Genomic DNA, 13042 nt, shown 5'->3' with positions numbered 1-13042 from the left:
AAATCCATCAAGCCCACCTTTTCGGTGGGCTTTTTTCATGGCAAGCCTTTCCAAGCATGGCCAAGACTGATGCCACCCCTCCCAACAGGTATAAAAAAACCCGTCGGGCTTGCGCACGACGGGCTTGTTGTAGAAGCCTGAAACGATCAGAGCTTCTGGGACTGCATGAAGCTGTCAAAACGGGCTTCGCCGAAACGGAACCACCAGTTTTGCTCGGCACGGAACTTGGAATAGTCGTCGTACACCTTCTTCCAGTTCGGGTTCTTGGCGCTCAGCTCGGCATAGACATCCTGAGAATGCTTGAAAGCCACGTCCATCATCTCTTTCGGGAAAGGCAGGACTTTGGTCTTCTGGGCAGCCAGCTGCTTCAAGGCACCGGGGTTCATGGCGTCGTAGCGGGCCTGAATCTCAACGTGGGCGAAAGTAGAAGCGGCTTCCACGATGGCCTTGTTCTCTGGTGACAGGGCGTCATAGGCCTTTTGGTTGACCATCAAAGTCAACTGAGGACCGCCTTCCCACCAGCCGGGATAGTAGTAATACGGCGCCACTTTGTTGAGACCCAATTTCAGGTCATCGTGCGGCCCGATCCACTCGGCGGCATCGATGGTGCCCTTTTCCAGCGACTGGTAAATCTCGCCAGCGGGAATGTTCTGAGGCACCACGCCCATGCGTTCCAGCACCTTGCCAGCAAAGCCACCTACGCGGAACTTCAAACCTTTGAGGTCTTTGGTCGACTTGATTTCCTTGCGGAACCAGCCACCCATCTGTGTGCCGGTATTGCCCATGGGGAAGTTGACGATGTTGTACTTGGCGTAGAACTCGCGCAACAGTTTCATGCCGTTGCCCTGGTACATCCAGGCCGTCATCTGGCGGCTGTTCAAGCCAAATGGAATGGCGCAATCCAGAGCGAAGGTTTCGTCCTTGCCAAAGAAGTAATAAGGGGCCGTGTGGGCGCACTCCACTGTGCCGTTCTGCACACCGTCCAAGACGCCAAATGCGGGCATCAGCTCGCCGGCTGCATGGGTGGTGATCTCGAACTTACCGCCACTCATTTCCTTGACCTTCTTGGCGAAGATCTCGGAACCCCCAAAAAGGGTGTCCAAAGATTTGGGGAAGCTCGAAGCCAGGCGCCAGCGAATGGCGGACTGTGCTTGCACAGCAGGTGCGGCACCTGCGGCCAAAACACCCGCAATACCTGCATTTTTCAAAATGGAACGACGATCCATGAACTGACTCCTTTAAAAATGAGAAACACAATCGAGTTTAACGAATGCTGACAATTACGCCGGTACTATTGTAAAAACCAGCAGTGCACCTGATGGTTCGGGTTTACCCTTCGATGGCTTTCATGCCAATTCATCAGGCCAACGCTGCCGGATGGATTGCTCAATGCCTGTGGCGTCGAGCCCCTGCATGGCCAGCAGTTTGACCGGATCACCATGCTCAATGAACTCGTCGGCAAAGCCCAGCTGCAACAACGGACGATGCAAACCCGCCGCTTGCAGGGCTTCTGACACGGCGCTGCCTGCGCCGCCCATGATGCAACCGTCTTCGACTGTCACCAGGCATTGATGGTCCCGCGCCACCTGAGCCAACAAAACGGTGTCCAGTGGTTTGACCCAACGCATGTTCACCACGGTGGCATTGAGTTTTTCTGCCGCAACCAAAGCAGTTGACAGCAAACTGCCAAAAGCCAGGATGGCAATTTTTTGCCCCGTTCTGCGCACTTCCCCCTTGCCAAAGGGCAAGGCATCCAGAGCGCGTTCGGGCACCGTGCCCACACCCGCACCGCGTGGGTAACGCACGGCCACCGGGTGATTTTGCGCAAACGCCGTGCTGAGCAGCTGGCGGCATTCGCGCTCGTCGGCCGGGCAGGCCAGGCTCATGTTGGGGATGCAACGGATGTAGGCGATGTCGTAGGCCCCGGCGTGGGTCGCACCGTCGGCGCCGACCAGTCCTGCACGGTCAATGGCAAACACCACCGGCAGGTTTTGCAGTGCCACATCGTGGATCAGCTGGTCATAGGCTCGCTGCAAAAAGGTGGAATAGATCGCCACCACCGGTTTGAGGCCTTCGCAGGCCATGCCCGCAGCAAAGGTCACAGCATGCTGCTCGGCGATGCCCACGTCGTAATAACGGTCCGGGAAACGGCGGTGAAAATCCACCATGCCCGAGCCTTCGCGCATGGCGGGCGTGATGCCCACCAGCCTCTGATCTTTTTCGGCCATGTCACACAGCCACTGGCCAAACACCTGTGTGAAGGTGGTTTTGGGCGGTGTGACCGGGGGCAGCAAGCCCACACTCGGATCAAATTTACCGGGGCCATGGTAGGCCACCGGGTCGGCCTCGGCCAGTTTGTAGCCTTGGCCTTTTTTGGTGACCACATGCAGGAACTGCGGGCCATCGAGGTGTTTGATGTTTTCCAGCGTTGGAATCAGGGATTCCAGATCGTGCCCATCGATCGGGCCGATGTAGTTGAAACCGAACTTTTCAAACAAGGTGGCGGGCACCACCATGCCTTTGGCGTGCTCTTCCAGGCGCTTGGCCAGCTCGAACAGCGGCGGCGCGTTTTTGAGCACGTTTTTGCCCACCGTTTTGGCGGCTGAATAAAAACGCCCGCTCATCAACTGGGCCAGGTACCGGTTCAAAGCCCCCACGGGCGGGCTGATCGACATGTCGTTGTCATTCAAGATGACCAACAGCTTGCAATCCTCAACGCCCGCGTTGTTGAGCGCCTCAAAGGCCATGCCTGCGGTCATGGCCCCATCGCCAATGACCGCAATCGAATGGCGTGACTCGTCTTTTTGGCGTGCCGCCAAGGCCATGCCCAAGGCCGCTGAAATGCTGGTGGACGAATGCCCGACGCCAAAGGTGTCGTATTCGCTCTCTTCACGACGCGGAAAACCGGACAGCCCATGCAATTGGCGCAGGGTCGGCATGCGCTCACGCCGCCCCGTCAAAATTTTGTGCGGGTAAGTCTGATGACCCACATCCCAGACGATGCGATCTTCCGGGGTGTTGAACACGTAATGCAAGGCCACCGTCAACTCGACCGTGCCCAAGTTGGAGCTCAAATGACCGCCCGTTTTCGACACATTGTCGAGCACGCAATGGCGCAACTCATCGGCCAACCGTGGCAAATCGGTGCGCGGCAATCGGCGCAAGTCTGCCGGCGAAGCGATGGTTTGGAGTAAAGCGGACATAAATCAGTTGTTTCTTTGGACCACCATGGCGGTCAAGGCACGCAATGCGGCCAAGCGACCGTCAGGCAGACCGGTATCGGCCAGGGCTTGCATGGCCTGTTCGGCCAGCGCATCGGCATAAGCCTTGGCAGCCTCCAAGCCCATCAGGGCCACATAGGTGGGTTTGTCGTCTGCCACATCTTTGCCAGCGGTTTTGCCCAGCGTAGCCGAATCGGCCGTCACGTCCAGCACGTCGTCCACCACCTGAAAAGCCAGGCCCAGGGCCTGCCCAAAATGAGCCAAGGCGGTTTGCACTGCGGCGGGCACCCCTGGCACGCAAGCCACGCCCATTTGCACACTGCACAACAGCAGGGCACCGGTCTTGAGGCGGTGCATCTGGCGCAACTGGTCTTCGCTCAGGCGCTGCCCCACGCTGGCCAGGTCAATCGCCTGACCACCAGCCATGCCTTGGTAACCCGAAGCACGCGCCAACAAAGCCACACAGGCCGCTTGAACAGCAGCAGGCACGCTGCCGTCCTGGGGGGTCAACATTTCAAAAGCCAGGGTTTGCAAGGCATCGCCCGCCAGCAAGGCTTGTGCCTCGCCAAATTGCACATGCACCGTAGGTTTGCCGCGCCGCAGCACATCGTTGTCCATGCAGGGCATGTCATCGTGCACCAGCGAATAGGCATGGATCAGCTCGATCGCACAGGCCGCATTCAAGGCCGCAGGGCTTTGTGGGGCATCGCCCACCGCCTCGGCCGCGGCCAGCACCAGCAAAGGGCGCAGGCGTTTGCCACCATCGAGCACGGCGTAGCGCATGGCCTCGCCCAAACGGGCCGGTGAATCGGCCTGAATACCCGCTGACAAAACAGCCTCAACACGGTCCAGATGGGGCTGCATCCAGGCTTTCAACTCAGCCAGGCTCATGCACCGCTCCAGGGTTTGAGTTGACCGCCGTCCAAGACCTGAATCTGGTCTTCTACCGCTTTGAGCTTGTCGCGGCAAAAAGCCAACAATGCCGCGCCGCGCTGGTAGCCACTGAGCAGCTGGTCCAAGGGCATCTGACCCGACTCCAATTGCCCCACCAAAAGCTCCAACTCCGACAAAGCGGCCTCATACGTGGCAGGCAGCGGGGGCACAAGGGCGTCAGTGAGGTCGGATTTGGCAGCCTTGGACATAAAGTGTTCCGGGGAAAAGCGCCAATTTTAGGCGCTAAGCCTCGGTCCAGTTGACGAAAGCGCCTTTAGCCCGCCTTCACAAAGCGTCATTTCAGCGCATTTTCCGGCTGTGTGACCAAGCAGGCCGCTGTCCAAGGGCCTCCGGGTTAGAATCAAAGCTCATCGGCAGGAAATTTCCTGTCATTTTTTTGCGCCGTTTTCACTGAATTCAGCGCTTTGTCCCTGCCCCTTCATAGGGGGAGTCTCTAGGTCAGGTCACCCATGTCTGATTTAAGTCTTCAACTGCAGCAGGCCGCAAGCCAACTACCAGTTTCCACTTATTTCGATGAAGCGCTGTTCCAGCGCGAATTGAACACGCTCTTCCGGCAAGGCCCCCGCTACGTGGGCCACCAGCTGGCCGTGCCTAACCCGGGCGACTACTACGCCCTGCCCCACGAGGCGCAAGGCCGCGCCCTGGTGCGCAACGCCCAGGGCGGGGTCGAGCTCGTCTCCAACGTCTGCCGCCACCGTCAGGCGGTCATGCTGAACGGCCGAGGCAACCTGCAGACCCAGCAAAAGGGCAGCGCAGGCGGCAACATCGTCTGCCCGCTGCACCGCTGGACCTATTCGCCCAGCGGCGAGCTGCTGGGCGCACCGCATTTCTCGCACGACCCTTGCCTGAACCTGAACAACTACAAGTTGCAGGAATGGAACGGACTCCTCTTTGAAGACAACGGCCGCGACATCACCGCCGATCTGGCCGGCATGGGGCCCAGATCGCAACTGAACTTTGAAGGCTATGCGCTCGACCGCGTCGAGCTGCACGAGTGCAACTACAACTGGAAGACCTTCATCGAGGTCTATCTGGAGGACTACCACGTCGGCCCCTTCCACCCGGGCTTGGGTCAGTTCGTCACCTGCGACGACCTGAGTTGGGAGTTCAAGGAACACTATTCGGTGCAAACCGTGGGCGTGTCGGGCGGCTTTGGCAAACCCGGCTCGGACACCTACAAAAAGTGGCACGAGGTGCTGCTGAAGTACCGCAACGGCCAACTGCCCGAGCGCGGCGCGATCTGGCTGACCTACTACCCGCACATCATGGTCGAGTGGTACCCGCATGTGCTCACGGTGTCGACCCTGCACCCGGTCAGCGCCAACAAGACACTGAACATGGTGGAGTTTTACTACCCTGAAGAAATCGTGGCGTTTGAGCGCGAATTCGTCGAAGCCCAGCAGGCCGCCTACATGGAAACCTGCATCGAGGACGACGAGATTGCCGAGCGCATGGACGCGGGCCGCAAAGCCCTGCTGGCCCGGGGCGACAACGAAGTCGGCCCCTACCAAAGCCCCATGGAAGACGGCATGCAGCACTTCCATGAGTGGTACCGACGTCAAATGAAGACCCTCTGAGCAGAAAGAACCGATGCAAGCCTCCTGGATGATTCTTGCCTCGCTTTTTTTTGCGACCATGAGCGTCTGCATCAAATTTGCAGCAACACACTTTGACACTTTCGAGCTGGTTTTTTATCGGGGCTTGATTGGCATGGCCTTCATGGCCGGCTTGTGCAAGATGCAAAACGTGTCACTGCGCACATCGATCCCCATGATGCATGTCTGGCGCTCCATCATTGGCGTGGCCTCGCTGTCGGCATGGTTTTATGCCATCGCCCATTTGCCACTGGCCACAGCCATGACGCTGAACTACATGAGCGGGGTGTGGGTGGCGGCCTTTTTGATCGGTGGCACCTTGGTCATGGGCCGCTTGCAAGACGCGGGCAAACAAGGCCCGATCGTCCTCACCGTGATTGCAGGCTTCAGCGGCGTGGTCATGATCTTGCGCCCCACCATCGAGCAAAACCAGCTGTTTGCAGGCGTCATCGGCTTGTTGTCCGGCTTGGGGGCCGCACTGGCCTACATGCAGGTGGCGGCTTTGGGTCGCGTGGGTGAGCCCGAGTCCCGCACCGTTTTTTACTTCTCGATTGGCACCACCGTCGTGGGGGGAATGGCCGTCCTTTTCACGGGCGCGAGTGCCTGGACCTGGCCAGAAGCCTTGTGGCTGCTGCCCATCGGTGTGCTGGCCGCCCTGGGCCAACTGTGCATGACCAAGGCCTACAGCCGGGGTGCCACCTTGGTGGTGGCCAACCTGCAATATTCGGGCATCGTGTTTGCTGCGCTTTATGGCCTGTTTTTGTTTGGCGACCAGATTCCGCTGATTGGCTGGGCTGGCATGGCGCTCATCATCGCCAGCGGCATTGCCTCTACCGTGCTGCGCAACCGCGCCCTGCCACAGGCCCCGGCCGAAGAACACTGACCTACGGAGACACCCCATGTACAGCTTGTTGATCACCGCCCGCGAATTGCAACAACTGCAGCAACAAGGCACACCCTGCGCCGTACTGGATTGCAGTTTTGATTTGATGAAGCCGGAGCTGGCCGATGGTTTATTTGAAGCGACGCACATTGCGGGCGCTTTGCCAGCCAGCCTGGACAAAGACCTGAGCACCCACGACCCAGATCAGGCTGTGAACGGCGGACGCCACCCTCTGCCAAAGCGCGAGATCGTGGCGCAATGGTTGGGCCGCTTGGGCATCCACAACGGCATGCAAATCGTGGTCTATGACCGGAACAAAGGCCATTACTGCGGTCGTCTGTGGTGGATGCTCAAATGGCTGGGCCACGATGCCGTGGCCGTGCTCGATGGGGGTCTGCAAGCCTGGGAAGCGTCAGGCGGGGCCTTGGCTTCGGGGCCCGCCCCATCGGGGATGCCAGCTCAGTTTGAACTGAAAGCGCCGCTGCGCCAACTGGTGTTGACCGATCAGGTGTCCACCGAATTGGGTAAACCCACGCAAACCGTGGTCGATGCCCGCGCCGGAGCACGTTACCGAGGCGAGGTGGAGCCGCTGGACCCGGTGGCAGGCCATATTCCGGGGGCACTGAACCGGCCATTCACCGAAAATTTCACCGAAGACGGGTTCTTCAAATCAGCCGCCATGCTCAAAGCCGAATGGGACAAAGTACTGGCGGGCCGCGCCGTCAGTAGCGTGGTGCACCACTGCGGCAGCGGCGTGACCGCCACGCCCAATGTGCTGGCGATGGAGTTAGCCGGGTTCGGCCCCACGGCACTGTATGCCGGCAGCTGGAGCGAGTGGAGCAGCACGCCCGGCATGCCCTGCGCTCAAGGTTAAACCACCCGACACACGCTGCAATTTCCAGCTCAGTGCTGATGCCCTGCCAAGGTGCTGACCAGCACCACCATGCCCATGCCCACGGCCAACCAAACGATCTGAGACGCGGTCTCACGCGCTGACAGTCGTTTTTGCAATTGGGGAATCAAGTCGGCCAGCGCCACGTACATGAAGCTGCTGCTGGCCACCACCAAAAAGTAAGGCAACCAGTCGTGCAAAGCGTCCACCAGCACATAGCCAACGGCACCGCCAAAAGCCGTGATGGCACCCGCCATGGACACCTTGACGATGGCCGCCTTGCGACTGTTGCTGCCCTGACGCAAGACCGCCAGATCGCCCATGTGGTGCGGCACCTCGTGCGCCATGACGGCCAAGGCTGCCATCATCCCCAGGCGCATGTCCGCCATGAAGGCCGACGCGATCAAAATGCCGTCGCCAAAACAATGCACACTGTCACCGGCCAAAACGGCCCATTGGCCTCTAGGGGCTTCGCCGGGCTCGGCGTCGTCAGCACTTTGGTGGCTGTGCATGTGGGCATCGGCGTGGGCGTGGGCTTTGAGGTGCCCATGATCATGCCCATGTGAATGTCCACCCCCGTGGGCATGGCCATGTCCGTTGTGGTGTTCGTGCCCGTGATGCCACAGCTCGGCTTTGTCGAGCAAAAAGAAAAACACCAAGCCCAACAACAAGGTCATGAACAAGGTGTGCGGCTCCAGCTCACTCTCAAAGGCCTCGGGCAACAGGTGCAAAAACGAGGTGGCCAGCAATGCGCCAGCAGCCAGACTGAGCATGTGCTGGGTGTAACGGCTCAGGACACCAAAGCTCAGCCACGCGGCCAACCAGACACTGCCAATGCCCGCCACCAGGGTCCCCACCAAAATCGCCAATAAAGTCATCGTTGTTCCCGGGGTGCTGAGCACCCCAAAACAAACCGCCCCAAAGGGCGGTTGTTGCATTCAAAAATCAGGCCACGCCATGGCTTTTCAGCCAAGCCAGCAAACGCTGCCAACCATCTTCCGCGGCCGCCTTGCGGAAGCTCGGGCGGTAATCGGCATGAAAAGCGTGCGGGGCCTCAGGATAAACCACAAACTCACTGGTTTTCGCCGCTGCAGGGCCTTGCGCCAATTCGGCCTTCATCTTATCAACCGTGTCAAGAGGGATGCCGGTGTCGGCGCCGCCGTACAAACCCAGCACCGGGGCCTTCAGACTGCCCACCAAAGCCAAGGGGTGTACAGGCGTCTGCGCCGTGGCGTTGCCCACCAGTCGTCCATACCAAGCCACCGCTGCCTTGAGCTTGGGCTGATGCGCGGCATACAACCAGGTGATGCGCCCACCCCAGCAAAAACCGGTGATGGCCAGCTTCTGGGTGTTGCCGCCATTGGCAGCCGCCCAGGCCACGGTGGCGTCCAAATCGGTCATGACCTGCGCATCCGGCACCTTGGCAATCACCTCGGCCTGCAATTTGCCAATGTCGGTGTACGCCCGGGCGTCGCCCTGGCGCACAAACAGCTCGGGCGCGATGGCCATGTAACCGGCTTGGGCCAGACGGCGCGTGACATCGGCCACGTATTCGTGCACCCCGAAAATTTCCGAAATCACCAACACCACCGGCAAACCGGTTTTGCCAGCGGGCGCGCTGCGGTAAGCGGGCATTTTGAAACCATTCACATCGATGGTGACCGGCCCCGAAACCAGCCCGTCCGCCGGGGTCTGGATGGCCGTCTGGGCCATGAGTGGCGCGGCCGCTGCGGCATAACCCAAGCCCAAAGCAGCTTTCAAAGCCACACGGCGCGTGGTGCCCGCATCGGCGATGCGGCCGCCCAGCAAAGCCTGGGCATCGGAAATCAGATCGTTGTTCAAGGCCATCTCCAAAATCATCGAATGAAAGGGATAGCTATCTTGGCACAAGCCCCTGCAGGCTGCACGGTTCAGGGCCATGGCGGTCAGGGTCAACGCCAGGCCTTTAGACTCCGGCCATGCCCAGCTTGTCCGCCTTGCCGGTTTTGTATTCGTTTCGACGCTGCCCCTACGCCATGCGGGCGCGTCTGGCCCTGCACGCCAGCGGCCTGGCGCACGAACACCGCGAAGTGGTGCTCAAAAACAAACCCGCCCACATGCTGGCCCTGTCGCCCAAAGGCACGGTGCCGGTCTTGTGGCTGCCCGGGTCCGGTGCAGAACTGGTGCTGGAACAAAGCATGGACATCATGCTGTGGGCCCTGCGCCAGCACGACCCGTTGGGCTGGCTGCCGAGCACGGATGCGGCTCTGGTCGATGCGCTGGCCCTGATCGCGCACAACGACGGGCCCTTCAAACAACAACTGGACCGCTACAAATACCCCAACCGCTCAGGGCTGGAGAGAGGCCATGCCGACCGCGATGGGGCTGCGGTCTGGCTGCTTTCGCTGGATGCACTTTTGCAGGCTCAACCGTTTCTGGCCAGTGAGCATTGGGGCCTGGCCGATGCGGCCATCGCCCCTTTTGTACGGCAATTTGCCCACACCGACCCGCACTGGTTTGCGGCGCAGCCATGGCCTCGGCTGCTGGCATGGTTGACCGAATTTGAGGCTTCCGAAATGTTTGAGGTCATCATGCACAAGCATGTGCCATGGCAAGAGGGCACTTGACGCTCAGTGCGCCTGTTCCCAATTCGGTCCAAACCCCACTTCGGCCAACAGCGGCACCTTCAAGTCGGCCACGCCCGCCATGATGCGCGGCACCTCGGTGCGCACCCACTCCACCTCTGATTCGGGCACCTCGAACACCAGTTCGTCGTGCACCTGCATGATGACTTTGGTGGCCTTGCCTTGCTCATCCAGCGCCTTTTGCACCGCCACCATGCTCAGCTTGATCAGGTCGGCCGCCGTGCCCTGCATGGGCGCGTTGATGGCGGCGCGCTCGGCCCCGGCGCGGCGCGGGCCGTTGGGGCTGTTGATCTCGGGCAGCACCAGGCGGCGACCAAACACGGTCTGGACATAGCCCAGAGCCTTGGCCTGCTCGCGTGTGGCGTCCATGTAGTGTTTGACGCCCGCAAAGCGCTCAAAGTAGCGGGTGATGTAGTTTTTGGCGGCGGTGTTGTCGATGCCCAAGGCCTTGGCCAAACCAAACGCGCTCATGCCGTAAATCAAGCCGAAGTTGATGGTCTTGGCATAGCGGCGCTGCTCGCTGCTCACCGTGTCGGGCGTGGCGCCAAACACCTCGGCTGCCGTGGCCTTGTGCACGTCCAGCCCTTCATGAAAGGCTTTGAGCAAAGCCGGGTCGTCGCTCAGGTGCGCCATGATGCGCAGCTCGATCTGGCTGTAGTCGGCACTCGCAATCACGCAGCCTGCCGGGGCAACAAAGGCTTCGCGCACCTTGCGGCCCTCGGCGGTGCGCACCGGGATGTTTTGCAGGTTCGGCTCGTTGCTCGACAAGCGGCCTGTGACGGCCACCGCTTGCGCGTAATTCGTGTGCACGCGGCCGGTGCGCGGCAGCGCCAGCTGCGCCAGCTTGTCGGTGTAAGTGCCTTTGAGTTTGGACAGGCTGCGGTGCTCCAGGATGCGGGCGGGCAGCGGGTAGTCTTCGGCCAGTTTTTCGAGCACCTCTTCGTCGGTGCTGCGCGCGCCGGTGGCGGTTTTTTTGATGACGGGCAGACCCAGCTTGTCAAAAAAGATCTCGCCCAGCTGCTTGGGGCTGGCCAGGTTGAAGGGCTGGCCCGCGATCTCGTAGGCTTCGGTTTCGAGCTGCACAATACGCTCGCCCAGCGCCTGGCTTTGTGCGGCCAAGGTCGGCGCGTCGATCAGCACGCCGTTGCGCTCGATGCGGTAGAGCGATTCGCTGGTCTTGATTTCCAGGTCATATACGTACTTCAAACCGGCATGCGCCTCGATCTGCGGCCACAGCGCCAAGTGCACGTCCAGGCACTGGTCCGAGTCTTCGCACGAATAATGCGCTGCCTTGTCCACGTCCACCTGCGCAAACGGGATCTGGTGCGCACCCTTGCCGCACAGGTCTTCGTAAGTCACGCCCCGGCGGCCCACATGCCGCTCGGCCAGGCTGGAGAGGCCATGCGGCTTGTGCACTTCAAGCACATAGCTCTCCAGCATGGTGTCGTGCGCATAGCCCTGCACCTCGATGCCGTGGTTGGCGAACACATGACGGTCGTATTTGATGTTTTGGCCCAGCTTGTGGCGAACGGGGTTTTCCAACCAAGGCTTGAGCTTGGCCAGCACCTCGGCCAGCGGCAGCTGCTCGGGCGCACCGGGCCCGTTGTGGGCCAGCGGGATGTAAGCCGCCTCGCCGGGCGTGACGCTCAGCGAGATGCCCACAATCTCGGCGCGCATGGCGTCCAGAGAGGTGGTTTCGGTGTCGATGGCGGTGAGCGGGGCTTGCTCGATGCGGGCCAGCCAGGTGTCAAACGCGGCCCAGTCGAGCACGGTGTCGTATTTCAACGCGCCTTGCACCGAGCTGGCAGCGGTATCAAGCACAGGTGCTGCTACTGGCTCCTCGTCAGATGCCGATCCAAACAAATCGCCCATGCCCGTGTCTTTGGGCTTAGCCGCTTTGGCTTTAGGGGCGGGCGCAGGCACAGTCCCACCCAGCGACTGCACCAGCCCTTTGAAACCATAGGTCTGGTAAAAATCGAGCAGTTTGGCCTTGTTCGACTCGTGCAGGTGCAAGCTGGCCAGTGAGGGCAAATCGGGCACCCAAGCGTTCAGGTCGCAATCTGTTTTCATGGTCACCAGCGCCCGGCCCTTGGGCAGCCAATCCACCGCCTGGCGCAGGTTCTCGCCCGCCACGCCCTTGATGTCGTGGGCGTTTTCCATGAGCTTGTCGAGCGAGCCGTATTCCATCAGCCATTTGGCGGCGGTCTTGGGTCCCACCTTGGCCACACCGGGCACGTTGTCCACCGTGTCGCCCACCAGGGTCTGGTAGTCGATCATGAGCGATGGCGGCACGCCAAACTCGGCGGTCACGCCCGCCACATCGCGCACCTTGCCGTTCATGGTGTCGATGATCGTGATGTGCTCGTTGACCAGCTGGCTCAAGTCTTTGTCGCCACTGGACACCGTCACGGTGATGCCTTGCTGCGCGGCCACATGGGCCAGGGTGGCGATCACGTCGTCGGCCTCCACACCGGGCACGTCCAGCACGGTCCAGCCCATCAAGCGCACCAGCTCGTGGATCGGCTCGATCTGCGTGCGCAAATCATCGGGCATGGGGCTGCGGTTGGCCTTGTACTCGGGGTACAACTCGTCGCGGAAGGTGGGGCCTTTGGCGTCAAAAACGCACACGGCGTACATGGCGGGCACATCCTTGCGCAGCCGCTCCATCATGTTGATCATGCCGCGAATGGCGCCTGTAGCGGCGCTCGTCGGGTCGCCGGGCACGGCCCGCAGGTCAGGCATGGCGTGAAAGGCGCGGTACAGGTAGCTGGAGCCGTCGACCAGCAAAAGGGTCGGCTGGGATGTTTCGGGGGTGTTATCGCTCATCCCCCGATTGTGTACCGGGTTAAGGGCTTGACTGTCAAACGACCCCA

At 60.7% G+C, this 13042-nt stretch carries 11 protein-coding genes; 4 read left to right on the top strand and 7 right to left on the bottom strand.

All coding sequences use genetic code 11. The features are described from left to right. Positions 1 to 146 precede the first annotated feature (146 nt). The 4 genes from B9Z33_RS07125 to xseB all read right to left on the bottom strand — a co-directional run bounded on the left by B9Z33_RS07125 (position 147) and on the right by xseB (position 4363). Positions 147 to 1226 (bottom strand): TRAP transporter substrate-binding protein, encoded by a 1080-nt coding sequence (locus B9Z33_RS07125; protein WP_108286346.1) that lies wholly within the window; start codon positions 1224 to 1226, stop codon positions 147 to 149. Positions 1227 to 1346: 120 nt separating this feature from the next. Next, positions 1347 to 3203 carry a 1-deoxy-D-xylulose-5-phosphate synthase gene (gene dxs / locus B9Z33_RS07120; RefSeq protein ID WP_108286345.1) on the bottom strand — a complete coding sequence of 619 codons (1857 nt, stop codon included), beginning with the start codon at positions 3201 to 3203 and terminating at the stop codon, positions 1347 to 1349. 3 nt (positions 3204 to 3206) lie between these two features. Further along, positions 3207 to 4112 carry a polyprenyl synthetase family protein gene (locus B9Z33_RS07115; RefSeq protein WP_108286344.1) on the bottom strand — a complete coding sequence of 302 codons (906 nt, stop codon included), beginning with the start codon at positions 4110 to 4112 and terminating at the stop codon, positions 3207 to 3209. Further along, on the bottom strand, positions 4109 to 4363 hold the full coding sequence (gene xseB, locus B9Z33_RS07110) for an exodeoxyribonuclease VII small subunit (RefSeq protein ID WP_108286343.1): 255 nt from the start codon (positions 4361 to 4363) through the stop codon (positions 4109 to 4111). Before xseB ends, B9Z33_RS07115 begins: the two co-directional genes overlap by 4 nt. A 261-nt stretch (positions 4364 to 4624) precedes the next feature. Here xseB and B9Z33_RS07105 point away from each other — a divergent pair, with 261 nt between their 5' ends. From B9Z33_RS07105 to B9Z33_RS07095, 3 genes are read left to right on the top strand one after another with little or no spacing between them, the layout of a single operon-like run. Beyond that, complete coding sequence (locus tag B9Z33_RS07105; protein ID WP_108286342.1) at positions 4625 to 5752, top strand: aromatic ring-hydroxylating dioxygenase subunit alpha; 1128 nt, start codon at positions 4625 to 4627, stop codon at positions 5750 to 5752. A gap of 13 nt (positions 5753 to 5765) precedes the next feature. After that, positions 5766 to 6653, top strand: a complete 888-nt coding sequence (locus B9Z33_RS07100) for a DMT family transporter (RefSeq protein WP_108286341.1) — start codon at positions 5766 to 5768, stop codon at positions 6651 to 6653. 16 nt (positions 6654 to 6669) lie between these two features. Continuing rightward, a complete protein-coding gene (locus B9Z33_RS07095) occupies positions 6670 to 7527 on the top strand; it encodes a sulfurtransferase (RefSeq protein ID WP_108286340.1) in 858 nt (285 codons plus the stop codon). Positions 7528 to 7556: 29 nt separating this feature from the next. On the opposite strand, the gene B9Z33_RS07090 is transcribed toward B9Z33_RS07095, so the two are convergent. Beyond that, positions 7557 to 8423, bottom strand: a complete 867-nt coding sequence (locus B9Z33_RS07090; RefSeq protein WP_108286339.1) for a ZIP family metal transporter — start codon at positions 8421 to 8423, stop codon at positions 7557 to 7559. A 67-nt stretch (positions 8424 to 8490) separates the two neighbouring features. Further along, entirely contained in the window at positions 8491 to 9393 is a 903-nt protein-coding gene (locus tag B9Z33_RS07085; RefSeq protein ID WP_108287037.1) for a dienelactone hydrolase family protein, read from the bottom strand. A 110-nt stretch (positions 9394 to 9503) separates the two neighbouring features. Between B9Z33_RS07085 and B9Z33_RS07080 the strand changes: the two genes are divergently transcribed. Further along, entirely contained in the window at positions 9504 to 10151 is a 648-nt protein-coding gene (locus B9Z33_RS07080; RefSeq protein ID WP_108286338.1) for a glutathione S-transferase, read from the top strand. A 3-nt stretch (positions 10152 to 10154) separates the two neighbouring features. On the opposite strand, the gene polA is transcribed toward B9Z33_RS07080, so the two are convergent. Further along, on the bottom strand, positions 10155 to 12995 hold the full coding sequence (gene polA / locus B9Z33_RS07075) for a DNA polymerase I (RefSeq protein WP_108286337.1): 2841 nt from the start codon (positions 12993 to 12995) through the stop codon (positions 10155 to 10157). Between the last annotated feature and the right edge of the window lie 47 nt (positions 12996 to 13042).

The sequence above is a fragment of the Limnohabitans sp. T6-20 genome (genome assembly GCF_003063505.1).
In the GTDB taxonomy this organism is placed as follows: Bacteria; Pseudomonadota; Gammaproteobacteria; order Burkholderiales; family Burkholderiaceae_C; genus Limnohabitans_A.
This window is presented reverse-complemented; position numbering and strand designations above follow the sequence as displayed.

Coding starts and splice junctions, on each gene's coding strand:
- B9Z33_RS07125 (WP_108286346.1), bottom strand. CDS start 1,226: ATGGATCGTCGTTCCATTTTGAAAAATGCAGGTATTGCGGGTGTTTTG.
- dxs (WP_108286345.1), bottom strand. CDS start 3,203: ATGTCCGCTTTACTCCAAACCATCGCTTCGCCGGCAGACTTGCGCCGA.
- B9Z33_RS07115 (WP_108286344.1), bottom strand. CDS start 4,112: ATGAGCCTGGCTGAGTTGAAAGCCTGGATGCAGCCCCATCTGGACCGT.
- xseB (WP_108286343.1), bottom strand. CDS start 4,363: ATGTCCAAGGCTGCCAAATCCGACCTCACTGACGCCCTTGTGCCCCCG.
- B9Z33_RS07105 (WP_108286342.1), top strand. CDS start 4,625: ATGTCTGATTTAAGTCTTCAACTGCAGCAGGCCGCAAGCCAACTACCA.
- B9Z33_RS07100 (WP_108286341.1), top strand. CDS start 5,766: ATGCAAGCCTCCTGGATGATTCTTGCCTCGCTTTTTTTTGCGACCATG.
- B9Z33_RS07095 (WP_108286340.1), top strand. CDS start 6,670: ATGTACAGCTTGTTGATCACCGCCCGCGAATTGCAACAACTGCAGCAA.
- B9Z33_RS07090 (WP_108286339.1), bottom strand. CDS start 8,423: ATGACTTTATTGGCGATTTTGGTGGGGACCCTGGTGGCGGGCATTGGC.
- B9Z33_RS07085 (WP_108287037.1), bottom strand. CDS start 9,393: ATGGCCTTGAACAACGATCTGATTTCCGATGCCCAGGCTTTGCTGGGC.
- B9Z33_RS07080 (WP_108286338.1), top strand. CDS start 9,504: ATGCCCAGCTTGTCCGCCTTGCCGGTTTTGTATTCGTTTCGACGCTGC.
- polA (WP_108286337.1), bottom strand. CDS start 12,995: ATGAGCGATAACACCCCCGAAACATCCCAGCCGACCCTTTTGCTGGTC.